The sequence below is a fragment of the Vibrio sp. SCSIO 43137 genome (assembly GCF_028201475.1).
GTDB lineage: Bacteria > Pseudomonadota > Gammaproteobacteria > Enterobacterales > Vibrionaceae > Vibrio.
Window position 1 is genome coordinate 3,095,432 of sequence record NZ_CP116383.1, and the last position, 25,567, is coordinate 3,120,998.

Here is a 25,567-nt window from a genome sequence, read left to right on the forward strand (position 1 = left end):
AAGGAATAACCATGTCTGAAATGACTCCACGTGAAATCGTTCACGAACTTAACCGACATATTATTGGCCAGGATCAGGCAAAGCGTTCTGTTGCTATCGCCCTGAGAAACCGCTGGCGTCGTATGCAGCTTGAAGAGAGCCTGCGGGTTGAAGTATCACCTAAAAACATCCTTATGATCGGCCCGACTGGTGTGGGTAAAACAGAAATCGCCCGCAGACTGGCTAAACTGGCAAATGCGCCTTTTATCAAGGTAGAAGCGACTAAGTTCACCGAAGTGGGTTATGTAGGTAAAGAAGTTGAAACCATTATCCGTGACCTGACCGATGTGGCAGTCAAAATGACTCATCAGCAGGCGATGGAGAAAGTGAAGTTCCGCGCGGAAGAACAAGCTGAAGAACGTGTTCTTGATGCCCTTCTACCTCCGGCACGTGATGCATGGGGTCAGAATGAACAACCTGCTGAAGACAACTCTAATACCCGTCAGATCTTCCGTAAAAAACTGCGTGAAGGAAAGCTGGACGACAAAGAGATCGAAGTCGATGTCGCAGCTCCGCAAATGGGTGTTGAAATTATGGCGCCTCCGGGCATGGAAGAGATGACCAATCAGCTTCAGGGTATGTTCCAGAACCTTGCCGGAAACACCAAAAAGAACCGTAAGATGAAAATCAAAGATGCTTTCAAAGCATTGACGGAAGAAGAAGCGGCCAAACTGGTTAATCAGGAAGAGCTGAAAGAGCAGGCTATCTACAATGTAGAGAACAACGGCATTGTGTTTATCGATGAGATAGACAAAATCTGTAAGCGCGGCGAAAGCTCTGGCCCGGATGTATCACGTGAAGGGGTACAGAGAGACCTTCTGCCACTGATCGAAGGCAGCACAATTTCAACCAAACACGGTATGGTAAAAACAGACCATATCTTGTTTATCACCTCTGGTGCGTTTCAGGTTGCTAAACCTTCTGATCTGATCCCGGAACTTCAGGGTCGTCTGCCTATTCGTGTAGAGCTAGAAGCACTGACCAGTGACGACTTCAAACGTATCCTGACTGAGCCGAAAGCCTCTCTGACAGAGCAATACATCGCCCTGATGAAGACAGAAGAAGTAGACATTGAGTTTTCAGAAGATGGCATTAACCAGATTGCCGACGCTGCGTGGCAGGTAAACGAAACCACTGAAAATATTGGTGCACGTCGTCTGCATACAGTGATGGAACGTCTGATGGATGAGATCTCTTTCGAAGCTACTGATAAACCGGGTAGTAAGCTGGTAATCGACCAGGCCTACGTGAAAGAGCGTCTGGGTGACTTCGTAGAAGATGAAGATCTAAGCCGCTTTATTCTGTAAAAAGAGAGAATTGTCATTTAACAGTGGCATTTTTCGTATAGACAAATCATAAAGTCCACCCACACAAAGTAGGTGGGCTTTTTATTATCTGCACAATTGATATACTTCCTTGGTCAAACCGAGGTAAACAATTTCATGAAGCAGTCCATAGCAATCTGGCTAGATGCCGTAAGACCGAAAACTCTGCCACTGGCGCTTGTCTCAATCACCACAGGCAGCAGTCTGGCGTACGCAAGCGGCCGCTTTTCCTTTGCCATTACCATTCTGGCTTTAGTGACTGCCATCTTCCTGCAAATATTATCCAATCTTGCCAATGACTATGGCGATGCGGAAAAAGGCACAGATAATGACGATCGTCTGGGGCCAACCCGTGCACTGCAATCGGGCGCCGTTTCAGCTTCAGAGATGAAGAAAGCCATAATCATCAATATTGTGCTGACCATGTTTTCCGGCCTGGCACTTATTTTCTATTCGCTGGACAGTTTGTCGAACATTTTAGCCTTTATCGGTTTGGGGCTGCTGGCTATTCTCAGCTCAATCGCCTATACCATGGGCAGCAAACCCTATGGCTATGTCGGGCTAGGTGATCTTTCGGTATTTATCTTTTTTGGCCTGCTCGGCGTTGGCGGAACCTACTTCCTCCATACCGGCTTACTTGATACCGATATACTGGTTCCGGCCGTTGGTTGCGGTCTACTGGCCGTTGCCGTGCTAAACATCAACAATATGCGCGATATAGAGAATGATGAAGCCTGTGGCAAGCGGACTGTTGCCGTGCGTCTCGGACAGCAATCAGCCAAGTATTACCACATACTACTTATCGGTCTGGCATTTTGTTCTTTCGTGTTTTATCTCTACACGCATTCCACAACCGTCTGGATTATGGTGCCGTTTTTCTTGTCGGCAATCACCCTGTTCAAACACGGCCGTGAAGTGCTGGAATCAAGCTCTCCGGTTCTGATTGCGCCTATGATGCCAACCATTGTGAAGTGTGCATCTATTACTAACATTTTGTTTTCACTGGTAGTTGTGGCTCAAACTCTGACCAGATAATTGAGCCGTATCATTGCAATGGCACTATCAGAAGATATACTTTTAAAATATTAATTTGCCGATAGAAGATGATGCGTATGGAATATAACACTTCTGCCCTTTGTGATATTTACCTTGATCAGGTTGATGTCGTTGAGCCCATGTTCAGTAATTTCGGGGGTTGTGCATCTTTCGCAGGTCAAATCACTACCGTTAAATGTTTTGAAGATAACGGGCTGATCCGCTCTGTTCTTGAAGAGGATGGTAACGGCCGGGTACTTCTTATTGATGGCGGCGGCTCATTAAGAAAAGCCCTTATTGATGCTGAGCTAGCTGTACTTGCTGAAGAGAATGAATGGGAAGGTATCGTCGTCTACGGCTGTATCCGCGAAGTTGATGAACTGGAAGATATGAGTATCGGTATTCAGGCTCTGGCATCCATTCCGGTTGGTGCGGCGAAACAAGAGATTGGTGAGATCGATGTTCCGGTTAATTTTGGCGGTGTAACCTTCCTCCCTGAAGATTACTTATATGCCGACAATACCGGCATCATTCTTTCTCAGGAACCTCTGGATACAGAAATAGACTCGCAGGATGAAGACGAATACGAGCCTATTCCGGAACAAGAAGATTAATCAGTTAATCTGTTGAGACCCATTGAGCAATAAAACGCTCTGTGGGTCTTTATTCTACATCTTCCATTTTGCCAAGCAGAGTTCTGATGCGCTGCTGCCACGCTGCCTGCTCTTCCTGCATTTGCTGATTCTGCTGAACTAAAGCCTCTTTTTCCTCTTTCGCCAACTCAGCCTGCTCACTCAGTTGCTGGTTGCTCTGTTTAAGCTCTTCAACTTCCATTTGCAGTAACGTAATAGTATCTACTGCGGTCTGAATTTTACTTTCTAGTTGTTCTAATACGTCCAATGACATTTTACCTACCTTCATGGGTTCTGTTCGACAAAAACAATAATGACGTATTTTACTTACCCAGCACAAGATGGGCACGGGCTATCTGGTAAAAAACTTATCGTATGCTCAAATTTAGTACGCTTTCTGACAGGCAAATGACATTTCTCTGCCACCAATCCCTTTCGCTGCTTAGCCATGGTTTCAAAGTTCAAAAATGCAAACGATTACAATTTTATATGATAGAATCGCGGCAAATTTTTCCTAACCTATTCTTAATCAATTGGAGTTGATATGAAACGCGATCTGGCGATGGCTTTTTCCCGGGTAACTGAAGGTGCTGCACTTGCCGGCTACAAATGGCTTGGACGAGGCGATAAAAACGCTGCTGACGGAGCAGCTGTGGAAGTAATGCGCAGCCTGTTAAACAAAACAGACATCAGTGGCGAGATAGTGATCGGTGAAGGTGAGATTGACGACGCTCCTATGCTTTATATTGGTGAGGAAGTCGGACTAGGCGGCGATATGGTTGATATCGCAGTTGATCCCATTGAAGGCACAAGAATGACCGCCATGGGACAAGCCAATGCCCTTGCTGTGCTTGCAGCCGGTGAAAAGGGCAGCTTCCTGAAAGCTCCTGACATGTATATGGAGAAACTCGTTGTAGGCCCACAGGCAAAAGGCTGTATTGATCTGAACAAGCCTCTTACTGAAAACCTGAAAAACATCGCTAGGGCATTAGGTAAAACACTGGATACGCTGGTGGTGATCACTCTGGCGAAACCGCGTCATGATGAAACCATCATTAAGATGCAAGAAATGGGTGTTCGTGTATTTGCTGTGCCTGACGGTGATGTGGCAGCCTCTATCCTTACCTGTATGCCGGACAGCGAAGTAGACGTAATGTACTGCATTGGCGGCGCTCCTGAAGGTGTTGTTTCTGCCGCGGTCATTCGTGCTCTGGATGGTGATATGAACGGCCGCCTGCTGGCACGCCATGAGGTAAAAGGCGATACAGAAGAGAACCGCAAACATGGCCAGCTTGAACTGGAACGCTGCGCAGAAATGGGCGTAGAAGCAGGGAAAGTGCTGGAAATGAATGATATGGCCTGCAGCGACAATGTGGTCTTCTCCGCAACTGGTATCACCAAAGGTGATTTGCTGGAAGGCATCAGCCGCAAAGGCGATATTGCCACCACAGAAACGCTGTTGATTCGCGGTCGCTGTCGTACCATCCGCCGCATTAAGTCTATCCACTATCTGCAACGCAAAGATAAAGAAGTGCGAGAGCTTATCCTGTAAACAGTGTGCACGGCTCCGGCCGTGCATTTTTCCCCTCTTCAACGCAAAACTGCTAACTTAAATCTAAGCTTGCCTTCAGCTTCTCTCTCGACCCGATAAATCAAGAATTTACTTTATTAATTACATTGGTCATAATGTCTGTTTTCGATATAAAGAAAACGAATAAAACTCTCAGGGTAACCAAGTGAAAACGGCTGACATCATTCTGGAAAAACTTAAACGTGAAGGGGCTATTACAGCGAAAAAGCTGTCTGAAGATCTCAGCATGACCAGTATGGGCGCCCGTCAACACCTTCAGGCACTTCAGGATTCCGGGCTGGTTGAGTTTTTTGATGTAAAGGTCAAGGTGGGCCGCCCCACCAGAAACTGGAAACTGACCACCGAGGGGCACCAACAGTTTTCAGATCGCCACAGTGATCTCTCTGTTCAGGTTATTGAAGCTGTACACGCCATTTACGGAGAAGAAGGCGTTCAGCAGGTAACCCTTGAGCGGGAAAAAGCGACACTACAACGCTACAAAAAGGCTCTTGCGACAAGCCGCACTTTTGAATCCAAACTTTCCAAACTGGCTCAGCTCAGGGAGCAAGACGGATATATGGCGGAAACCGGTCAGACAGAACAAGGCTACCTGCTGATTGAAAACCATTGCCCTATCTGCAAAGCCGCAAACAGTTGTCCGGCTCTCTGCCAGTCAGAACTCAATGTTTTCAGAGCCTTATTTGAAGAGAACATTGAAATCACCCGCACAGAACATATCGTCAACGACGAACGCCGTTGCGTCTACCTTTTCCGTCAAATCTGACTATCTGCCGTCAATTTTAAAAAGGCCGGAAAGGTATCAAATAGCCAACCTTGAGCAAAAACTAAGGCAATTCCTCATTATTGACTAAACTAATAGTAGTTTCCCCGGTTACAAATGAGGAAAAATCCATGGAAAACGAGGCCATTTATGACCCTGAACTTCCCTCTTTTGATGAGTTGGTTGAACTGGCAGAAAGCAATCCTGCTGCATTCGACGAATTTAAACAGGAGATGTGTGAAAAGGTAATCACTTTCGCATCCGTTGAAATGCAGCCGAGGCTGAGAGCCCAGCAGAGCCACATAGACAGAGTGATTAAAAGATGCAAAAACCCCTATCAGACAAATGTTGTTCTGGCTCAGGAGCTCAGTGCTCAGGTCTGGAAATTTAAAGATGTTCTGGAGGGTGACATTGAAGCGGAAAACAGTGCAGAGATTATCCCTTTCTCCCCCAGAACCAATCATTAGCCAGTCAGGGCTGGCTATATAAAACACGCTTAGTTAATTACCTTACGAAAGCTGTCGCGATCCATATCCCGCACGTTCACCGTCAGGCTCTTTACTTCAGAAGCCTGCTGCTGTAACACCGCCATAAGCGCATCACTCAACTGCTGCTTCTGTTCTGTACTTCTTCCTTCCAGCAGCTCAAAGGTGATATGAATAAAGTCCTCACTATCTTCCAGCTCGCCAATGAGCCAGTGATGACAGCGCAATGCCCGCGATTTGACATCATTGACCTGAAACAGTCTACACTCCAGAGTCACCTGATGCAGATCCTCCAGCAACCCCTGAATATTCACCCTTTCATCAACTGAGTTTGTATACTCCAATACCAAGTTAGGCATAAATCTCCTTTTTCAGACCCGCGATCTGTCTCTGCCATCGGCAGTTTTCAATTAATTCATATTTCAGCAACATTTAACATACATTAATCCATGCAGTATCAGGAAAATTAGCTATTATTTTGCATACCGGATCACTTCTGCCTGACACCAAACGTTTAACTAATCGCGAAAGAAGGGCAAAAGACATGATTCCCGTCATGATCTGGCAACAGAGATCTGTTATATTCTTTCGCAATCTTGTTTATTTTTTACATTAATTATTTTGGAGATATCCTATGCGTCATCCTGTAGTTATGGGTAACTGGAAACTAAACGGCAGCAAAACAATGGTTACTGAGCTGCTAAACGGACTTAACACTGCACTTGAAGGCGTAACTGGTGTTGACGTTGCTGTTGCTCCACCGGCACTTTACATCGATCTGGCAGAGCACCTAATCAAGAAAGGCGGCAGCAAAATCATTCTTGGTGCACAAAACACTGACGTAAACAACAGCGGTGCATTCACAGGTGACCTTTCTCCTGAAATGCTGAAAGATTTTGATGCTTCACACATCATCATCGGTCACTCTGAGCGTCGTGAATACCACGCTGAGTCTGATGAGTTTGTTGCTCAGAAGTTTGCTTTCCTTAAAGAGAACGGCCTGACTCCTGTACTATGTATTGGTGAATCAGAAGCACAAAACGAAGCTGGTGAAACTGTTGCAGTTTGTGCACGTCAGCTTGATGCTGTAATCAAAACTCAGGGTGTTGAAGCACTAAACGGCGCTATCATCGCTTACGAACCAATCTGGGCTATCGGTACTGGTAAAGCTGCTACTGCTGAACAAGCACAAGAAATCCACGCTGCTATCCGTGCTCACATTGCTGAGTCTAGTGAAGAAGTAGCTAAGAACGTTGTTATCCAGTACGGCGGTTCTGTTAAAGCGGGTAACGCAGCAGAGCTATTTGCTATGCCTGATATTGACGGTGCGCTAGTTGGTGGTGCAGCTCTTGATGCAGAAGGTTTTGCAGCCATTGCTAAAGCAGCCGCTGAAGCAAAAGCTTAACTACTGATTATTCAGAATAAAAAGTCAGCTGCGGCTGGCTTTTTTGTTTTAAAGCAACAAAAAAAGACCACCGCTCGGGTGGTCTTTTCACAATTTCGCTTTGTATTAAAGCTTAGAACAGTTCGTCTGCAACCTGATAAAGATCAGTACGAACAGGACGCTTCATGTTCTCAATCGCATCAATAATGTCGTGGTGAACCAGAGTCTCTTTCTGGATACCAACACAACGGCCACCGTGACCTTCCAGCAGAAGGTGAACCGCATAGTTACCCATGCGGGAAGCCAGTACGCGGTCAAACGCTGTCGGACGACCACCACGCTGAATATGACCAAGAACCGTTGCACGAGTTTCACGACCCGTTGCTTTTTCAATGTCTTTCGCCAGTTCATTGGCATCCATCATCAGCTCAGTAAGGGTAATAATGGCGTGCTTTTTACCTTTGGCGATACCGTTCTGCAGGCTTTCAATCAGCTCCTCTTTGCTCCACGGACGCTCTGGAGTAATGATGTACTCACAACCGCCGGCAATGGAAGACATAAGAGTCAGATCGCCACAGTGACGGCCCATAATCTCAACAATAGAGATACGCTGGTGAGAAGAAGAAGTATCACGCAGACGGTCAATAGCATCAATAACCGTGTTTAACGCTGTCAGATAACCGATTGTGTAGTCAGTACCGGCAATATCGTTATCGATAGTACCCGGAAGACCGATACACGGATAACCCATCTCAGTCAGCTTCTTAGCCCCCATATAAGAGCCGTCCCCGCCGATAACAACCAGAGCTTCAATGCCGTGTTTATTCAGGTTCTCAATGGCTTTTTCACGAATTTTTTCATCTTTAAATTCAGGAAAACGCGCAGAACCAAGGAAAGTACCACCACGGTTGATTACGTCCGAAACACTGGAACGGTCAAGTTTTTCAATGCGGTCTTCGTACAGGCCCAGATAACCATCATAGACACCATACACTTCAACGCCCGACGACAACGCTGTACGGACAACGCCACGCACTGCAGCGTTCATTCCGGGTGCATCACCCCCGCTTGTCAAAACACCGATTTTTTTAATCATGCTCACCCTCGATATCAAATCAAAAATAATAAAAATCTAAACGCCATTTAAGGCCAAAAACAGAAAAGTGCTGTACTTGTTATATTTTTTTCAAGTATCTCTTCTATAGTACAACACTGAAATTTTTTTACTTATGAAAGAGTATTACAATTTTGCTAAAAAATTGAGTTGATTCATATCAGAATCGAACGGACTTTCATTCTTTTGTTCAAAAGATAGTCAATAGTCGCTGTTTTGTCGCTGAATTCTGTAACTGCAAACATTACCAACCCAGCTCTTTCTGTCCTTTTTCGCTACCATAAACCACAGAATATGGGTCCTGATGAATAAGAACATCCGATTCGGGGAAACGTTCCATCAGATCCGCTTCCACCTGATCTGAAATCCGGTGGGCTTCAATCAGGGTTATTTCGTCATTTAGTTCCAGATGTAACTGAATAAAGCGAACCGGCCCGGACATGCGCGTTCTGAGCTGGTGTACGCCAAGTACACCATCAACGTCAATGGCTATTTTACGAATCTCATTCAGCTCCTCTTCCGGCAACTGACGATCTAGCAGGGACTGAACTGCCTGGCTAACCATTTTGAAAGCACTGAACAGAATAAACAGGCCGATACCAATGGCAAATACAGCATCAGCCTGACCGAATCCGAAATAACTCAGTCCGAGCGCCAGAGCGATGGCTAAGTTCATATACAAGTCAGTTTGATAGTGCAGAGAGTCAGCTGCAATGGCCTGACTGCCGGTTTTTCTCACCACGTACTTCTGAAAAGTGACCAGACCCAGAGTCAGTACGAAGGCAAACAGGCTGACATAGACACCAAGTTGTGGTGACTCCAATGCCTCAGGACGGAAGAAGCGATCAACCCCGTTCAGGATAAGAAAGCAAGCGGAGCCGGAAATAAACATGGATTGCGCAAGGGCAGCAAGGGATTCGGCCTTACCATGACCAAAGGTGTGTTCTTTATCTGCCGGTTGCAGGGCATAACGGATAACCACCAGATTGATGCCGGATGCAGCAATATCGAGAACAGAATCGATAAGAGATGCCAGCAGGCTGACAGAACCAGTGACCCACCAGACAATGATCTTAACAATCAAAAGCAGTGTTGCGATTATCGTAGCGGCCCAGGCCGCCATAGTAACCAGTCGGTTATAATCCTTTTTCATACTCAGTCAGATCAAACGCATTTGGCCTTGATTATAGCCAGCATAATCCTACTTGAATATAACTCTCTGGCATTTTCAACAGGATAAAAAAGAAGCAGCCTTAAGGCTGCTTCATTCAGAAAAGGGAAGTCGGTGCGGATTAGTTAGAGTTTGCTCCACTAAACTTATCCATTTTACGCTGCATTCTTTCTGAACATTCACCCATTCTCTCTTGCTGAAGCGTTTTCAGTTTTGCTTTCTGCTCATCGGTCAGAATGCTCAGCATTTCGTGACGAGCCTGAAGCATCTGAACTTTACGCTCGGTCTGCTTCTCTACCATAGTTTTAGCAAGCAGCTCTGCTTTTTGCTGATCAAAATCTGCTGCCAGAACCAGATCCTGAACCTGAGTCTGATAGGCCTGCATTTCTGCCTGCCAGTCTGCTGCATTTTCAGAAAACTTTGAGCGCATCTGGTCACGCTTAGCGTCTTTCAGATCGCGGAACTGATCTTTCTGCTCATCGGTCAAGTCAAGGTCACGAAACATTCCGCGATCCATTCCGCCACACTTGCCGCCAAAGTCGCCTCTGTCCATACCGTGACCGCCATGGCCACCTTTACCACCAAATGCATAAGCACTTGCAGTAGCAAACATCATAGGAAGAACAGCAGCGGCGATGACTAGTTTTTTAGTTTTGTTCATAATCTTATTCCTTACTTAACTTTCGTTTATCTGCTGTCTTCACAGCGGTTGAGTATAGAATAATCCGGCCAAAGTAAAGCAACGTATAGGCAACGTAAAGAATCGTAAATAGAGAAGCAGTGGTTATTTTTCTTTGTAAGATCAACAATAGAAACAATAGATAGCCGAACGCAGAGGTAACAGAGATGGCCAACATACTATTAGTCGATGACGACACTGAACTGACATCGCTATTAAAAGAAGTTCTGACCTATGAGGGATTCAATGTTACCGAGGCAAACGACGGAGAAGCCGGGCTGGCTGCTGTTAACGAAACAACGGATCTGATTCTGCTCGACGTTATGATGCCAAAGATGAATGGTATGGATATGTTAAAAAAACTCCGCGAGCACTGGGAAGTTCCGGTATTAATGCTTACCGCCAAAGGTGAGGAGATAGACAGGGTCATCGGGCTGGAACTAGGGGCTGATGACTACCTTCCGAAACCCTTCAGTGACAGAGAGCTACTTGCCCGTATTAAGGCCATATTGCGCCGCACCCACTCTTCATCACCGGCAAAGGCCGGCGATTGTATCCAGTATCAGGGCATCAAGGTCTATCCCGGCAAACAGGAAGCCTTTTGCAACTCAGAACCTCTGGATCTGACCACGACTGAGTTTGCCCTGTTAAGTTACTTTGTTCAGCATCCGGGAGAAGGCATCACCAAGGAGTCACTAAGTCTGGATGTACTGGGAAAACGTCTGGCGCCTTTTGACAGAGCCATAGATATGCATGTTTCTAATCTGCGCAAAAAACTGCCTGAACGCAGCGACGGTAAGCCACGTATAAAAACCCTCAGAGGCAGAGGTTATCTTCTGGTTGAGGAGGGCTGATGCGGATTCCCAAAATTTCCAACCTGTATGGCAGGATTTTCGCCATATTCTGGTTCACAATGTTTCTGGTTCTTATCGGTGTTTTGATTGCCCAGCAATATGACCCGAGACAGACTCATATGGCACCTAAAGCCAATATTAATAAACTTGAACGTATTGCCGAATATATTACAGACGAGTACGGCGATGCTTTTTCATTGGTCGGTTCGTTAAGGGAGCTGGAACGCCACAGTCAGCATAGAAAAAGAGACCGGGATGACAGAAAGCCCACAATCTACCTGACGGATACCAACGGTGCCTTAATCAGTCAACACCCGCCTATGCAGCGTAAAGCGATTCAGAACTTTATTACCGGCCTGGACAGTTTTGAACGTCCTCAACAAAGGCTGTATGGCAGCTTTATGGTGGTAGGGCCGGTTCCGGTTGTCATTGCCCGTACACCTATGTACCTCTATCTGGGAGAGCGCTGGGACAGAACGCCGCCATTCCTTTTACAACTGTTTGATAAGCCGTTTCAGCTACTTATTGTTGTTATGCTGATCAGTACGCCCCTGCTGATGTGGCTGGCCTATGCCCTGAGTAAACCAGCCAGAAGGTTACAACAAGCCGCCCTTCGTGTTGCCAACGGCGAGTTTGTTGCAGACCCTGATCTTGAAAAAGGCAGCTCTGAATTCAGGGAAGCCGGTGCTGCGTTTAACCAGATGGTTGAAGCCATTAATCAGATGATGTCCGGCCACCAAAGGCTGCTGTCTGATATTTCCCATGAGCTCCGCTCCCCGTTAACCCGCCTTCGTATGGCGAACGCCCTTGCAACCAGAAAACAGGGAGAGAGTGACGAGCTAAAACGTATAGATACAGAAGCAGAACGGCTGGAAAAAATGATCGGTGAGCTGCTGGAACTCTCGCGTATGCAGATGAACAGCCACCAGCAGCGGGAACAGCATAGCGCTGAGACACTATGGTCAGATTTAGTGGACGATGCACAGTTTGAAGCAGAGCAGGTAAGTAAATCACTCACCTACAGCAAGATACCGCAGTGTACCGTCACAGGTAACCCAAGCCTGCTGATGAGTGCTGTTGAGAATATTGTCCGTAACGCTATTCACTACTCAGAAAGCGAAATCAGTGTCAGCTTTACACTCAATAATCAGAAACTGAGTATTACGGTTTCAGACGATGGTAACGGTGTTCCGGAATCAGAGCTGAAAGATATCTTCCGTCCCTTCTACCGCGTTTCCACAGCAAGAGACAGAAACTCCGGCGGAGCTGGCCTCGGACTGGCGATTACTGAGAGTGCCGTAAGGCAGCACAACGGAACCATTGTTGCTGAAAAGAGTGATAAAGGAGGCCTGAAGGTCACCATAACCCTACCGGTACAAGCTTAAAAAACAGGTCGTGATACTGGTTTGTATCACGACTTTGGTTATACTCTCGCCCATCACTTTCACAATCACAACAGAACTATGCTGGATATCGCTCTATACGAACCTGAGATCGCACCAAATACAGGTAATATTATTCGTCTCTGCGCAAACTGCGGCGCTAATCTTCACCTTATTGAACCGCTGGGATTTGATCTTGATGAGAAAAAGGTTCGCAGAGCCGGACTGGACTATCATGATCTGGCAAGGGTAAAGCGGCATAAAAATCTGGATGCTTTTGTTCAATATCTGGAAAAGGAAAGAGAAGGAAGCTATCGCCTGTTTGCCTGTACCACCAAAACAACAGGCCATCATGTTGATGCAAAATTCCGTCAGGGTGACGTTTTGCTGTTTGGTCCGGAAACCCGTGGACTACCGGCTGAGCTGATTGAAAGCCTGCCGATGGAGCAACGCATCCGCATTCCTATGATGCCGGACAGCCGTAGCCTGAACTTGTCCAACGCTGTTGCTATTATCGCTTTTGAAGCCTGGCGTCAGTTTGATTTTAACGGTGCTATCTAAACCACACTTGAGAATAATACCGGTTAAGAAAAACGAAAGGGAGCTACTTCATAGCTCCCTTTCTTCTATTCAGGTTAACCTAGTTTAAGCGGTTATTATCATCGTTTGGTTTATTCTCATCCTTACGCTCAAACTCACCTTCAAAAGTATTATTCTCATCGCCACGCTGCTGGAAAGGATCTTGTCCAAACGGCGACTGACCAAAGCCACCATGAGCATGAAAGCCTCCGGCAGACATAGAGTTAACCTTTACTCTTTTCATCAGCTCTTTTGCAATCCGGGCTCTCGGGGCAGGAAGTAACACCAACATGCCTAAAGCATCGGTCATAAACCCGGGTGTTAACAGAAGCACACCAGCCACAGCCAGCATTACCCCTTCCAGAATCTGCTGGGCAGGAATTTCCCCCTGCTGAAGGCGACCTTGTACAGACATCAGTGTCTGTAAACCCTGACTTCTTACCAGTGAAGCACCAACAAAAGCGGTCACCAGCACCAGAGCAATAGTAGGCCAGAGGCCAAGAAAACCTCCAACCTGAATAAACAGACCTATCTCGATAATAGGAACACAAATAAACAGCAACAGTAGTATCGGAAACACACTCGCACCCGTCAGTTCAGGTTTCCCGGTACGGGAAACATTTATAATTTGTAGCAAATACCAGAGTATTGCCTAAGCGTTGCTATACCCTACCAATGTGCAGGTTAATTATCTAGCATCAGCAGGAGATAACAGAGGTTTTGCCACTCATTATTAACTGACTTATAAGAAGTGAGCCTGTAGCTGATACACATTCCCCTGAAGTAAAACACTTGTGAAAGCCTTCTTTTCCGGCTTAATCGGTTTTGCATCTAGCTAAATAAGGATAAGATGAAACTAATTGTTTGAATGGTGGGTCTTATCTCCTACATGTATCTAGGGTTTACAACATTCTATGCGCGCTTTTTTATATAGCCTGATGATCGGGCTGCTGTCGGTCTCATTTTCCGCCTCTGCTCTGTTCGGTAATAACGAGCAACAGAGCTCAACTTCATCATTTGATAACAGCAACTCCCGTTTCGTCACTGTCGATAAGGCTTTCCCTTTCAGCGGAAACCAGATTAACAATACTGTCTACCTTGAATGGGATGTCACTCCCGGCTATTACCTTTATCAGCATCAGTTTTCCGTCAGTATAGAAAACGGTGAAATAGGCCCAGTTGAACAGAGAGATGGTAAGCCTTATAAAGATCAGTTCTTTGGCGCGGTTCAGATCTACAAGCAACCCCTGACCATCAAAGTGCCGCTGTTCTCTGTCGCCGACAACGCCAGACTTATCGTGAAGTATCAGGGCTGTGCCGAAGCGGGCTTCTGCTATCCGCCGGAAACCCTTGTTATTAACCTGACACCGATATCTTCCGCTAATAACTCAACTGCAATCCCGGCCGCCTCTGCACCGTCACCGGCTGAACCTTCTGCTCCTGCCAGCCGTGAATCTCAATTGGCCGGCAACCTTAGTGATAATTGGTGGACACCGTTTCTGTTTCTGGCTCTGGGGGTAGGTCTGGCCTTTACTCCTTGTGTATTCCCTATGTACCCGATACTGACAGGCATTGTGCTGGGTAGCGGCAAGCTTTCTCATTCGCGCGCGCTGGGCTTGTCATTTATCTATGTTCAGGGAATGGCACTCACTTATACTCTGCTGGGTCTGGTTGTCGCTTCTGCCGGCCTGCAGTTTCAGGCTGCCCTGCAACACCCGTACGTATTGATCGGCCTCAGCATTATGTTTGTATTGCTGGCGCTCTCTATGTTTGGCCTGTATACCATTCAGTTGCCTTCTTCTGTGCAGACATGGCTGAACGACCAAAGTAACAAACAGCAGGGCGGTAAAGTCTGGGGCGTGTTCCTGATGGGGGCAATTTCAGGTCTGGTCTGCTCCCCTTGCACTACTGCACCACTTTCCGGTGCCCTGCTCTATGTGGCTCAGAGTGGTGATCTGCTAACCGGTGGTGTCGCCCTTTACGCTCTGGGGCTGGGTATGGGTATTCCGCTGATGATTGTAGCCGTATTTGGTAACAAGCTACTGCCTAAAGCCGGAGCATGGATGGACAGAGTCAAAATTCTGTTTGGCTTTATTCTGCTTGCCGCACCGGTTTACCTGATTGAAAGAATTATCCCTGAAACGTGGGCAGTCACCTTATGGGGTGTTCTGGGTGTGTCTGCCTTTAGCTGGCTCTATCACCTGAAAAACCAGTTAGAATTTGGCGGATGGAAGCAGAGCCTGATCGGCATCCTTGCTATGTTGGGGATTCTCGGTTCTGCGTTACCTGTCTATAACCACTGGATGGGAGAAACCGGAACTTCAGCCTATCAGCCAAAACTAAGCTTTACCCGCATCAGCTCCGTTGATGAACTGGAGCAACAACTGGTACTGGCCAATCAGGCCAATAAGCCTGTGATGCTGGACTTCTATGCTGACTGGTGTGTTGCCTGTAAAGAGTTTGAGAAATTTACTTTCCACACACCAGAAGTTGAACAGAAGCTAAAAGATTTTGTGTTACTTCAGGCTGATGTCACCAAAAACAGCCCTCAGGATATTGAACTATTTAAACGACTGAAAATAATGGGGTTACCGACCATCGACTTCTGGGATGCACAAGGCAACTATCAATCCAATGCCCGCTTAACCGGCTTTCTGGAATCTGAGCCCTTTATCTCTCACCTTCAGGCTCAGGGTATCATCAACAATTAGTGCGTTTTTATTTCCAGTATGAATTACATTTCAACTGTAATTCATACTGAATGCGCAACTAAATTCACTTAAAAGTCGATACTGTTCAGAAATTTAGCGTATGAACATTGTTCAATGACGCAAAGCGTACAATACTTGAGTCGGTAAAATATTAACTAAATTGCAAAGAGTGTATAACGTCATGGATTCGACCTACACAATTATTATCGCTGATGATCACCCTCTGTTCAGAAATGCTCTGTTTCAGTCCGTCCATATGGCGATTAGTGGTGCAAATTTACTGGAAGCTGATTCCCTTGATGCCCTGCTGCAGTTATTGCAGAAAGAAGCAGAACCGGATTTATTGCTGTTAGATCTGAAAATGCCGGGCGCCAATGGTATGTCAGGCCTGATTCAGCTAAGGGCTGAGTATCCGGATCTACCTATTGTCGTCATATCAGCAAGTGAAGAACCAAGTGTTGTCGCACAGGTTAAAACTCACGGCGCGTTCGGCTTTATTCCTAAATCCAGTGATATGCGGGCACTGGTTAGTGCACTTAACCAAGTACTGAACGGCGACCCCTTCTTCCCTGAAGCCTTACTGAAAAATAGTCAGGTAAATACTGATCTGGCAGATAAAATCGCCTCTCTTACCCCGCAACAATACCGGGTTCTCGGAATGTTGTCTGACGGCCTGCTAAATAAGCAGATTGCTTACGAACTGAATGTGTCAGAAGCCACCATCAAAGCACATATGACCGCCATATTCCGCAAACTGGGCGTACAAAACCGTACTCAGGCTGTGATTCTTCTTCAGCAACTTGAGCCAGAAAGTTAGACTTTAGGCTAAGTTAACAATTAATTAACATCTCCATTTTTCAACCCAGATATCAAAAACGCCCGTTTCACGGGCGTTTTGCTATTTTTTCCCCCGACTAAAGTTGCACTGAGATCTTTATATAAGGCTGCTAATCTAAATTCCGTAACAGTTTGTTAACACCCAATAACGAAATGGAAGGAGAAGGCCATGGCATTCGAATCATCGGATCACGCTCAAGCCTACTGGAAGGAAAACTTGACCATCATGGGGTCGCTACTTGCAATCTGGTTCTTAGTCTCTTACGGAGCAGGAATCTTGTTTGTGGATGCCCTGAACGCAATTCAATTTGGCGGCTTTAAACTAGGTTTCTGGTTTGCTCAACAAGGTTCAATATATACCTTTGTGGCGCTGATTTTTGTTTATGTTGCGCGAATGAACTCGCTCGATAAAAAATACAACGTACAGGAAGACTAAGAGGCTTTGGAAATGGATATTCAAACTTGGACCTTTATTTTAGTCGGTATTACATTTGCGCTATATATCGGCATCGCAATTTGGGCTCGCGCAGGCTCGACAAGTGAATTCTATGTTGCCGGTGGTGGTGTTCACCCTGTGGCAAATGGTATGGCGACCGCAGCGGACTGGATGTCTGCAGCATCGTTTATCTCAATGGCGGGTATCATCTCTTTCATCGGTTACGATGGTGGTGTTTACCTGATGGGCTGGACCGGCGGTTATGTACTTCTGGCACTTTGTCTTGCACCTTACCTGCGTAAGTTTGGTAAGTTTACTGTGCCAGACTTTATCGGTGACCGTTACTACTCCAAAACAGCACGTATGGTTGCGGTATTCTGTGCCATCTTCGTCTCGTTTACTTATGTAGCGGGTCAGATGCGTGGTGTAGGTGTGGTATTTGCCCGCTTCCTGGAAGTAGACATTAACATGGGTATCGTTATCGGTATGGGTGTTGTGTTCTTCTACGCCGTACTTGGCGGCATGAAAGGTATCACCTATACGCAGGTTGCACAGTACTGTGTTCTGATTTTTGCCTTTATGGTTCCTGCAATCTTTACCTCACTGATGATGACTGGCACGCCAGTTCCACAAATCGGCTTCGGTTCAACCATGGCCGGTAGTGATGTTTACCTGCTGGATAAACTGGATGGCCTGACACAGGAGCTCGGCTTTACCGCCTATACAGACGGCTCTAAGAGTATGGTTGACGTATTCTTTATCTGTGCCGCACTGATGGTTGGTACTGCGGGTCTGCCTCACGTAATCATCCGTTTCTTCACTGTACCTAAAGTATCTGATGCACGTATCTCTGCTGGTTGGGCTTTGGTATTTATCGCATTCCTGTACACAACTGCTCCTGCAGTAGCAGCGTTCGCTCGTGTAAACATGATCGATACTATCAATGGTCCGGACATGAAAGGTGTTGCGGCAACTGAAGCACCTAGCTGGTATAAGAACTGGGAAAGCACTGGTCTGGTAGCCTGGGAAGATAAGAACGGCGACGGCAAGATGTTCTACTCCGGCGATGAGCGTAACGAGATGAAGATCAACCGCGATATCATCGTACTGGCTTCACCTGAGCTTGCTAAACTACCTAACTGGGTTGTAGCCCTACTGGCAGCCGGTGGTCTGGCGGCAGCGTTATCCACAGCAGCAGGTCTGCTACTGGTAATCTCTACCTCCATATCCCACGACTTGCTGAAGAAAGGCTTTAAACCGGATATGACGGATAAACAGGAGCTGCTCGCCGCCCGTTTCGCAGCCTTCTTTGCCATAGTTTGTGCGGGCTATCTGGGTATTAACCCGCCAGGATTCGTGGCACAGGTGGTGGCATTCGCCTTCGGTCTGGCAGCGTCATCCTTCTTCCCTGCCATTATTCTGGGTATCTTCTATAAGAAGATGAATAAAGAAGGTGCAATTGCAGGTATGCTTTCAGGTATCGCGTTTACTGCGGCTTACATCATCTACTTCAAGTTTGTAAACCCGGCAGCTAATACACCTGATAACTGGTGGTTCGGTATCAGCCCTGAGGGTATCGGTACTCTGGGTATGTGTGTGAACTTCATTGTCTCTATCGTAGTCAACAAGTTTACTGCTGAAGTACCAAAAGATGTACAGGAGATGGTTGAATCTATCCGTTACCCTAAGGGTGCGGGCGCAGCTCACGACCATTAATCCTAACTAGCTAAACAGCTATATACAGAAAGGGCTCAGATTTAAATCTGAGCCCTTTTTCTTTCCTGCTGATATTTTTTAACGGCTATTAACTCACCCTGTTTAATACTGCTCTTAGCTTTAATGGTTTAACCGGCTTAGCGATAAAACTGAAACCGTTAGACTTAATGGCACTTAACATATCGTCTGTTCGGTCTGCGCTGATAATTACCCCTTCAAAACTATCGCCCAGTCTTAACCTGCACTGCTGCAATACTTCAAGGCCGGTTCTTCCGTAGTCGAGACGATAATCGGAGAAAATCACATCAGGTACCCAGCCGTTTTCTAACGTCTTCATGCTCTCAACCAGATCCTTAGCGGTTTTGACCTGACAGCCCCAACGCTCAAGCAGATTGCGCATTCCTGCAAGGATCTCAGATTCATTATCAACACATAGCACTCTGATATGCTGAAGCGGTGAACTTTCCTGTTGCTGGCTGGGTTCTCTTTTCTCTTCTTCTACCATCTTCCCTCTGTCTAAGCTGATGGAGAAAACCGTTCCCTCTTCAGGCCATGAGCGCAAACCAATATCATGTTGCAGAACTCTGGCAATGCCTCGGGAGATGGCCAGCCCAATCCCCAGCCCCTGTGACACATGGCTGGCATCACCGCGGGTAAACTCCTCAAAAATTTCTGACTGCTTCTCAGGAACGATCCCCATTCCGTTGTCCCACACCTCGATTCTCACATCACCTTTGACCCTTCTCGCCCCCAGCAGCACTTTGCCTTTAGGATTATAGCGAAACGCATTGGTTAGGAAGTTCTGTAGTACCCGACGCAACAACTTAGGATCAGAACGGACAATCAACTCCGACGGCACCAGATGAAAATCTATCTGCTGCTGTTTTGCCAGTGCAGAGAATTCCGCATTCAGGTTATCCAGCACTTCATTCAGCTTAAAGTAGCGTACATTGGTCTCCAGCTTGCCCGACTCCAGCCGTGAAATATCCAGCAGATCGCCTATCAGCTCTTCCGCCGCCCCCAGCGCACTCTCAATATGACCTGACAACTGTTTGGTTTCGCCATCTTTAGCGGTTTCTGACAACGATGATGCAAACAGACGGGCAGCATTGAGGGGCTGCATCAGATCATGACTCACTGCCGCCAAGAAACGGGTTTTGGACTGAGATTCGGTATTGGCGCTCTGGGTTGCTGAAACCAGCCTTTTGTTTAGCTCTTCCAGCTCTTTGGTTCGCTCTTTTACCCGGCTCTCCAGATTCTCATTCACCTCTTTTAAGGTCTTTTCTGCCTCACGGAACACGGTAATGTCACTAAAACTCATAACAAATCCGCCTCCCGGCATAGGGTTTCCCTGCACCTCAATCACCCTGCCGTCAGGGTACGTTCGTGAAGAGGTGTGCTGAGTTCCGCACTCAAGGTGGTAGACACGCTTGCGTACATGCTCTTCAGGATCACCGGGGCCGCAAAGCCCTTGTTCTGCATTATGGCGGATCACATCGGCTATCGGTCTTCCTACCTGAACCAATCCCGGCGGAAACTCGAACATCTCAAGGTAGCGCTGATTCCACGCCACCATTCTCAGCTGTTTATCGACAACAGTAATACCCTGACTGATATGCTCAATTGCCCCTTGCAGCAAGCCACGGCTGAAGTCGTACAGTTCAGAGGCTTCATCCACAATAGTGGCAACCTCTTCCAGTTGCATGTTTTTACCCTTAAGGGCAGAGGTAAGTACCAACTTCGCCGAAGAAGCACCAAATACACCCGCCAACAATCGTTCTGTATGACGAATTAGACCAGAGGGTGCTTGCTGATTGGGCATCAGGGTTTTACTGTGCTGTCGCCAGAAATTGTTAAAAGAGGATCGTGCACGGGCACGGCCGACAAAACGGGACGCCAGCATCTCCAGCTCAGCAACGGTTACCCGGCTCTGATACAGGCTGACATTCTCACTCTCAGGCAGAGGGGTTCCGACAAATGCCGCTGACTGTAGCCGCTCACTCAGACTCGCTCTGGTGACCAGAGAAATAGAGATATAACAGAGGGTATTGACCAGTAAACTGAGCATCATTCCCCAGTCTGAACCACTCATATTCCAGTCAGAAAGTAACGCCGGTGGTTCAATCAGCCATAGCAATACATTCGATCTGTAATCCCCGGCCAGCATATCGGTCTGGCTCATCAGGGTAACCAGCCAGATGGTGAAACCAAACAGTAGCCCGACATACACCCCTTTACGGTTACCTAACCGCCAGTACATGCCCCCGACAAGTGCAGGAGCGAACTGAGCGATAGCAGCAAAAGAGAGCAGCCCGATCACCGAAAGTGAACGAATGCTGTCCAGTGCCATATAAAAGCCCCATGCCCCCAACAGAATCAGCATAATAAGGGTTCGCCGAATGTTCAGCAGCAAACCGGAGAAGTGCAGATGGGTTCTTTGCGAAAGGCGCATCCGGCGCAATAACAGAGGCAGCACCAGATCGTTGGATACCATAATTGCCAGTGCAATGGTTGAGACTATCACCATGCCGCTGGCCGCAGAGGTGCCGCCAAGAAAGGCCAGCAAAGCAATATCCGTAGCGCCAAACGCCAGCGGCAGGCTGATAACATAGGTATCCGCAGAGCTGCCGGACAAGATGCTCTGGCCGACCCATGCAATAGGCAGTACAAATAAGCCCATTAAAATCAGATAGGCAGGAAATACTTTACGGGCAACATGCAGATCCTGAGCCCTTTCGTTCTCCACCACCATGGTATGAAACTGGCGCGGAAGACAGATAATCGCCGCCATAGTCAGCAGGGTATGAACCACCAGCCCGGGAACATTTGGAGCCTGATAACTGGCCACTGCCATATCAATAAGGTGAACTTCTGAACGGCTCATGGCCAGATAGAGAATAAACAGACCAACCACCAGAAACGCCGCCAGCTTAACCAGAGACTCAAAGGCGACAGCCATCATCATGCCGCGGTGATGCTCTGTATTATCAATATGACGAGTACCAAATAGCATAGTAAACACCGCCAAAGCACCGACAACAAACCAGGAAATATGGCTGTCCTGATAACCTAAATGGGTACCAAGATCCGGAGCCAGAATATCCAGTCCCATGGTAATACCACGCAATTGCAGGGCGATATAAGGAAGAATCCCGGCGACAGCAATAAGAGTAACAGTGACCGCCAGCCCCTGAGATTTTCCGTAGCGGGCCGCAATAAAGTCAGCAATGGAGGTGATATGTTCCCTTTTGGCAATCAGGATCAGACGGGCCAGAATCCTCCAGCCAAAAGCAAACACAATAATAGGGGCGATATAAATAGGCAGAAAAGACCATGGGTTGCTGCTTGCCTGCCCTACCGTTCCGTAAAACGTCCACGAGGTACAGTAAACAGCAATGGATAAGCTATAAATCCACGGACGCCAGTTCGACAGCCATTTTGTCTGCCGGTCTCCATACCAGGCAATAAGAAAAAGCACTCCCAGATAGGTGAGTGTTACCGGAACGACGAGCCAACCCTGCATTGTAATATCCCTTATACAAAAAAACCGGGATGAACTCACCCCGGTGTTAGTGTAGTCAAAGATGTTTTTTTAACTCAATCAGTTACAAGCTATTAACTTTGAATCTGTGCTTCAGGTACGGTTTTCTTTTGTTCAACTTTTACAAACAGAGCCATCACACCCATAACGGCCATGGCCCAGAATACATTGGCACCATAAAGCTCGTAGCCCCAGCCGGTCAGCGCCATCATCAGAGCCGTAAAGGCGCCCATAGGGATAGCATTATAAATGGCCTGAAGAGGCACAATTTCATTCTCTCTGGCGCGTTGAATATACTGAATGGCCGCGATATGCGCAGTAGCAAAGGTAATGCCGTGCAGCGTCTGGACCAGTGCAATCACCCAGAGTTCTGTGGTCATGGCTGTTAAGCTCCAGCGCACAACCGCACCAACAGAGGCAATAACAAACAGAGTTCTCAGGCTAAGACCGGCAAACACCCTTTTGCTGACGGCAAATACCGTTATCTCTGCGATAACCCCTAAACTCCAAAGATAGCCAATGGTGCTCTCTGCATAACCGGCCGATTTCCAGTAAATCGAACTAAAGCTGTAGTAGGCAGCGTGGCTTCCGTGCAGCAGTGACAGAAGAATAACAAAGCGCATAATCTCTTTGTCAGCCAACAGTGCCAGCACTTTTGGTCGTTCCGAATCTGATGCACTCTCAGAGACCGGAGCAGGATTCGGTGTGCGCATAGCCAGCAGTAAACCAACTGCGGTACCTGCCAGTGCGGTATGAACAATCATATCCGTACCATAAAGTGATACCAGATAGCCCACCACTGTCGAGCCGGCAATAAAGGCGATTGAACCCCATAAACGGGTACGGCCGTAGTCGAGTAGCTTCAGTCTGGAGTAGTAGTTTGCCATGGCATCAGACAGAGGAATGGCAGGGCCGCAACAGGCGTTAAATAGCACGGTTGCCAATGCCATCAGCCAGAAATTACCACCGGTAAAGAAGTGGAACCAGATAAACAGAACAGAAAGGAAGCTTAACCAGCGAATGGCCGGGATCATATGTTCAACTTTGTGTAAACGCGGAGTTAACACTAAGTTCGCTACACATCGTGCGCCAAAGGCAATCCCCATAAGCAAACCGATATCTGCGGCTGAAACACCCTGATCCTCAAACCAGAGCGCCCAAAACGGGATATAGACACCGTAGGCAAAAAAGAAGCCGATAAAATACTGGGATATCCAGCCGTATGGGGTCGGAGACAACATAGAACAACCTGAAGTTATATATCAATAATCGCGCATATTATGCAGCCAATACCCTTTTCAAAAAAGGGAATTGTTTTGTACATTTATTTCCCCAAAAAACGGAGGACTTCTCAGTTCTGACTAGCAGCAGAGCTGCATTAGACCAAAGTCGTCTGGAGGATTAGGGTAAATTTGTCAGACTTAGATTAGGTTCCTTCACTGGTGGCGATCTCATTATGCCTGATAAGTTTAATACCCAATCTCCCCCTTTTGACCGACTTTCAGAAGATCAGCAAGAGTTACTTCGTTCATCTCTGGATGTGGCTTACTATCGGGAGAAAGAACCTCTGCTCAAGCCCGGGGAGAGTAGTGAGCAGCTATTTATACTTATTAAAGGTGCTGTGGAAGAGCGTTCCGCAGACGACAGCGAGATTTTTGCCCATTACGCTAATGATGATCTGTTTGATGTCCGCTCCCAGTTTGAAGGTACGGTAAAACACAAATATATTGCACTGGAAGATACCCTAGCCTACCTGTTACCTAAACATATATTCTTAAAACTTTATAACGGCAATGCCGAGTTTGCCGCTTACTTTGATAACAACCTGGCTAAGCGACAGGAGCTGATTGAAGCAGCGCAGCAACAGCAGAATCTGGCCGAGTTTATCCTGACCAAAGTCGACAGCACCATTTATCATCCGCCACTCATTTTGCAACCGGAACTTTCACTGCAATCAGTAACGGAAATGCTGAAAGAGAAACGACTGGATGCAGCTCTGGTGAAGTTAAATGAAGATGACCCAAGAGTCTCAGAAAACCCGCATCAGCTTCCCTACGGTATAGTCACCCGTACCAATATGCTGCATGCCGTTATGCTTGAGGGACACCCGCTGGATACAGAGATCGGCGTTATCTCAACCTTCCCGGTATTCCATGTTGAAGATGGCGACTTTCTGTTTAATGCCATGATCTCCATGACTAAAAACAGAATGAAACGAGTGATGGTGTGTGACGGCAGTGAAGCTGTCGGTATGCTGGATATGACTCAGATATTGAGTGCCTTCTCAACCCACTCTCATGTGCTCACCCTGAGTATCGCCAGAGCCACCACCATTGAAGAATTGGCACTGGCGGCAAACCGGCAGAGAAATCTGGTAGACAGCCTGCTGAACAATGGTATCCGTACTCGTTTTATTATGGAGCTGATTTCTGCCGTTAATGAGCAGATCATTGAAAAGGCCTTTGAGCTTACCGTTCCCCCTGCATTGAGAGAGGATATCTGCCTGATGGTACTTGGCTCTGAAGGCAGAGGAGAGCAGATCCTGAAAACCGATCAGGACAACGCCCTTATTATCAGAGACGGAGCAGACTTACCTCAGCTTCAGCCAACCATGGATACACTTACTCATACCTTGCAACAGCTCGGTTATCCGCTCTGCCCCGGTAAGGTAATGGTAAACAACCCTGAGTGGGTAAAAACTCAGGATAGCTGGCAAAAGACCCTTTCCGGCTGGGTTAAAAAAGCCAACGCAGAACAGGTAATGAAGCTGGCTATTGTTGCCGATGCTCATCCTGTAGCCGGCAATAAATCTCTGCTGACACCGGTAAAACAGCACCTGACTAACCTGATGGCCGATCAAGAGCTGATACTGACTGAATTTACCCGTCCGGCGCTTAATTTCTCTATCCCGCTCACCCTGTTCGGTAATGTGAAGAGCTCTAAGTCAGGTGTCGATCTAAAACAGGGCGGAATATTTCCTATTGTGCACGGAATCAGGGCGCTGACGCTGGAAAACAGCATCAATGAAAATAATACCTTCGATCGTATAGAAGCCCTGCAGAAGAAAAAAGTACTGGAGCAGGAGACCGCAGATAACCTCAGTGAAGCCCTGAAGCTGTTTTTTAAGCTGCGATTATCCCAGCAACTTTCCCTTCAGCACACTCACAACAAGGTCGACTTAAAACTGCTGGATCGTACTGAGCGGGATCTGCTCAGGCACAGCCTGCATGTGGTGAAAAAGTTTAAGCAGTGGCTGGGTTATCACTATCAGATCCGGGAATAGCTCCGCATAAACG

The 25,567-nt window shown here is 47.1% G+C and carries 23 protein-coding genes; 15 read left to right on the forward strand and 8 right to left on the reverse strand.

Annotated elements, in window-relative coordinates; all coding sequences use genetic code 11:
* Nucleotides 1–11 precede the first annotated feature (11 nt).
* The 3 genes from hslU (at nucleotide 12) to rraA (ending at nucleotide 3,013) form a co-directional block, all read left to right on the forward strand.
* A complete protein-coding gene (gene hslU / locus PK654_RS14520; RefSeq protein WP_271696663.1) occupies nucleotides 12–1,346 on the forward strand; it encodes an HslU--HslV peptidase ATPase subunit in 1,335 nt (444 codons plus the stop codon).
* 135 nt (nucleotides 1,347–1,481) lie between these two features.
* Complete coding sequence (locus tag PK654_RS14525) at nucleotides 1,482–2,399, forward strand: 1,4-dihydroxy-2-naphthoate polyprenyltransferase (protein ID WP_271696664.1); 918 nt, start codon at nucleotides 1,482–1,484, stop codon at nucleotides 2,397–2,399.
* Between the two features lie 77 nt (nucleotides 2,400–2,476).
* Complete coding sequence (rraA, locus tag PK654_RS14530; protein ID WP_271696665.1) at nucleotides 2,477–3,013, forward strand: ribonuclease E activity regulator RraA; 537 nt, start codon at nucleotides 2,477–2,479, stop codon at nucleotides 3,011–3,013.
* A gap of 49 nt (nucleotides 3,014–3,062) precedes the next feature.
* Here the strand turns inward: rraA and zapB are convergent, their stop codons facing one another.
* The gene (gene zapB, locus PK654_RS14535; protein ID WP_271696666.1) at nucleotides 3,063–3,305 is read right to left on the reverse strand and encodes a cell division protein ZapB; all 243 of its coding nucleotides are present in this window, start codon (nucleotides 3,303–3,305) and stop codon (nucleotides 3,063–3,065) included.
* A 270-nt stretch (nucleotides 3,306–3,575) separates the two neighbouring features.
* Here zapB and glpX point away from each other — a divergent pair, with 270 nt between their 5' ends.
* The 3 genes from glpX (at nucleotide 3,576) to PK654_RS14550 (ending at nucleotide 5,849) form a co-directional block, all read left to right on the forward strand.
* Nucleotides 3,576–4,583 carry a class II fructose-bisphosphatase gene (gene glpX, locus PK654_RS14540; protein ID WP_271696667.1) on the forward strand — a complete coding sequence of 336 codons (1,008 nt, stop codon included), beginning with the start codon at nucleotides 3,576–3,578 and terminating at the stop codon, nucleotides 4,581–4,583.
* Nucleotides 4,584–4,767: 184 nt separating this feature from the next.
* Nucleotides 4,768–5,385 carry a helix-turn-helix transcriptional regulator gene (locus tag PK654_RS14545; protein WP_271696668.1) on the forward strand — a complete coding sequence of 206 codons (618 nt, stop codon included), beginning with the start codon at nucleotides 4,768–4,770 and terminating at the stop codon, nucleotides 5,383–5,385.
* A 128-nt stretch (nucleotides 5,386–5,513) separates the two neighbouring features.
* Nucleotides 5,514–5,849, forward strand: a complete 336-nt coding sequence (locus PK654_RS14550) for a DUF3135 domain-containing protein (protein WP_271696669.1) — start codon at nucleotides 5,514–5,516, stop codon at nucleotides 5,847–5,849.
* A gap of 29 nt (nucleotides 5,850–5,878) precedes the next feature.
* On the opposite strand, the gene PK654_RS14555 is transcribed toward PK654_RS14550, so the two are convergent.
* Complete coding sequence (locus PK654_RS14555) at nucleotides 5,879–6,226, reverse strand: 5-carboxymethyl-2-hydroxymuconate Delta-isomerase (RefSeq protein ID WP_271696670.1); 348 nt, start codon at nucleotides 6,224–6,226, stop codon at nucleotides 5,879–5,881.
* A 275-nt stretch (nucleotides 6,227–6,501) separates the two neighbouring features.
* On the opposite strand from PK654_RS14555, the gene tpiA reads away from it, so the two are divergent.
* Nucleotides 6,502–7,272, forward strand: coding sequence for a triose-phosphate isomerase (tpiA, locus tag PK654_RS14560; protein ID WP_271696671.1), 771 nt, complete (start codon nucleotides 6,502–6,504; stop codon nucleotides 7,270–7,272).
* A gap of 112 nt (nucleotides 7,273–7,384) precedes the next feature.
* Here the strand turns inward: tpiA and pfkA are convergent, their stop codons facing one another.
* From pfkA to PK654_RS14575, 3 genes are all read right to left on the reverse strand, one after another.
* The gene (gene pfkA, locus PK654_RS14565; RefSeq protein ID WP_271696672.1) at nucleotides 7,385–8,347 is read right to left on the reverse strand and encodes a 6-phosphofructokinase; all 963 of its coding nucleotides are present in this window, start codon (nucleotides 8,345–8,347) and stop codon (nucleotides 7,385–7,387) included.
* 262 nt (nucleotides 8,348–8,609) lie between these two features.
* A complete protein-coding gene (gene fieF / locus PK654_RS14570; RefSeq protein ID WP_271696673.1) occupies nucleotides 8,610–9,518 on the reverse strand; it encodes a CDF family cation-efflux transporter FieF in 909 nt (302 codons plus the stop codon).
* 139 nt (nucleotides 9,519–9,657) lie between these two features.
* Nucleotides 9,658–10,197, reverse strand: a complete 540-nt coding sequence (locus tag PK654_RS14575) for a CpxP family protein (protein WP_271696674.1) — start codon at nucleotides 10,195–10,197, stop codon at nucleotides 9,658–9,660.
* Between the two features lie 185 nt (nucleotides 10,198–10,382).
* Here PK654_RS14575 and PK654_RS14580 point away from each other — a divergent pair, with 185 nt between their 5' ends.
* The 3 genes from PK654_RS14580 (at nucleotide 10,383) to trmL (ending at nucleotide 13,012) form a co-directional block, all read left to right on the forward strand.
* Nucleotides 10,383–11,069: a response regulator gene (locus tag PK654_RS14580; RefSeq protein ID WP_271696675.1), complete on the forward strand. Its 687-nt coding sequence runs from the start codon at nucleotides 10,383–10,385 to the stop codon at nucleotides 11,067–11,069.
* Complete coding sequence (gene cpxA, locus PK654_RS14585; protein WP_271696676.1) at nucleotides 11,069–12,454, forward strand: envelope stress sensor histidine kinase CpxA; 1,386 nt, start codon at nucleotides 11,069–11,071, stop codon at nucleotides 12,452–12,454. The genes PK654_RS14580 and cpxA overlap by 1 nt, the downstream gene beginning before the upstream one ends.
* A 78-nt stretch (nucleotides 12,455–12,532) precedes the next feature.
* A complete protein-coding gene (gene trmL / locus PK654_RS14590) occupies nucleotides 12,533–13,012 on the forward strand; it encodes a tRNA (uridine(34)/cytosine(34)/5-carboxymethylaminomethyluridine(34)-2'-O)-methyltransferase TrmL (protein ID WP_271696677.1) in 480 nt (159 codons plus the stop codon).
* 79 nt (nucleotides 13,013–13,091) lie between these two features.
* Here trmL and PK654_RS14595 read toward each other — a convergent pair whose 3' ends face one another.
* Nucleotides 13,092–13,610, reverse strand: a complete 519-nt coding sequence (locus PK654_RS14595; RefSeq protein WP_271696678.1) for an FxsA family protein — start codon at nucleotides 13,608–13,610, stop codon at nucleotides 13,092–13,094.
* A 334-nt stretch (nucleotides 13,611–13,944) separates the two neighbouring features.
* On the opposite strand from PK654_RS14595, the gene PK654_RS14600 reads away from it, so the two are divergent.
* The 4 genes from PK654_RS14600 (at nucleotide 13,945) to PK654_RS14615 (ending at nucleotide 18,730) form a co-directional block, all read left to right on the forward strand.
* On the forward strand, nucleotides 13,945–15,741 hold the full coding sequence (locus PK654_RS14600) for a protein-disulfide reductase DsbD (RefSeq protein WP_271696679.1): 1,797 nt from the start codon (nucleotides 13,945–13,947) through the stop codon (nucleotides 15,739–15,741).
* A 181-nt stretch (nucleotides 15,742–15,922) separates the two neighbouring features.
* The gene (locus tag PK654_RS14605) at nucleotides 15,923–16,558 is read left to right on the forward strand and encodes a response regulator transcription factor (protein WP_271696680.1); all 636 of its coding nucleotides are present in this window, start codon (nucleotides 15,923–15,925) and stop codon (nucleotides 16,556–16,558) included.
* A gap of 189 nt (nucleotides 16,559–16,747) precedes the next feature.
* Nucleotides 16,748–17,014, forward strand: a complete 267-nt coding sequence (locus PK654_RS14610) for a DUF4212 domain-containing protein (protein WP_271696681.1) — start codon at nucleotides 16,748–16,750, stop codon at nucleotides 17,012–17,014.
* 12 nt (nucleotides 17,015–17,026) lie between these two features.
* Nucleotides 17,027–18,730, forward strand: a complete 1,704-nt coding sequence (locus PK654_RS14615) for a sodium:solute symporter family protein (RefSeq protein ID WP_271696682.1) — start codon at nucleotides 17,027–17,029, stop codon at nucleotides 18,728–18,730.
* An 88-nt stretch (nucleotides 18,731–18,818) separates the two neighbouring features.
* Here PK654_RS14615 and PK654_RS14620 read toward each other — a convergent pair whose 3' ends face one another.
* Together PK654_RS14620 and PK654_RS14625 are read right to left on the reverse strand one after the other, a co-directional pair.
* On the reverse strand, nucleotides 18,819–22,253 hold the full coding sequence (locus tag PK654_RS14620; protein ID WP_271696683.1) for a hybrid sensor histidine kinase/response regulator: 3,435 nt from the start codon (nucleotides 22,251–22,253) through the stop codon (nucleotides 18,819–18,821).
* Between the two features lie 92 nt (nucleotides 22,254–22,345).
* Complete coding sequence (locus PK654_RS14625) at nucleotides 22,346–23,512, reverse strand: 3-phenylpropionate MFS transporter (protein ID WP_271696684.1); 1,167 nt, start codon at nucleotides 23,510–23,512, stop codon at nucleotides 22,346–22,348.
* A 215-nt stretch (nucleotides 23,513–23,727) separates the two neighbouring features.
* Between PK654_RS14625 and PK654_RS14630 the strand changes: the two genes are divergently transcribed.
* On the forward strand, nucleotides 23,728–25,554 hold the full coding sequence (locus tag PK654_RS14630; protein WP_271696685.1) for a DUF294 nucleotidyltransferase-like domain-containing protein: 1,827 nt from the start codon (nucleotides 23,728–23,730) through the stop codon (nucleotides 25,552–25,554).
* Nucleotides 25,555–25,567: the final 13 nt, after the last annotated feature.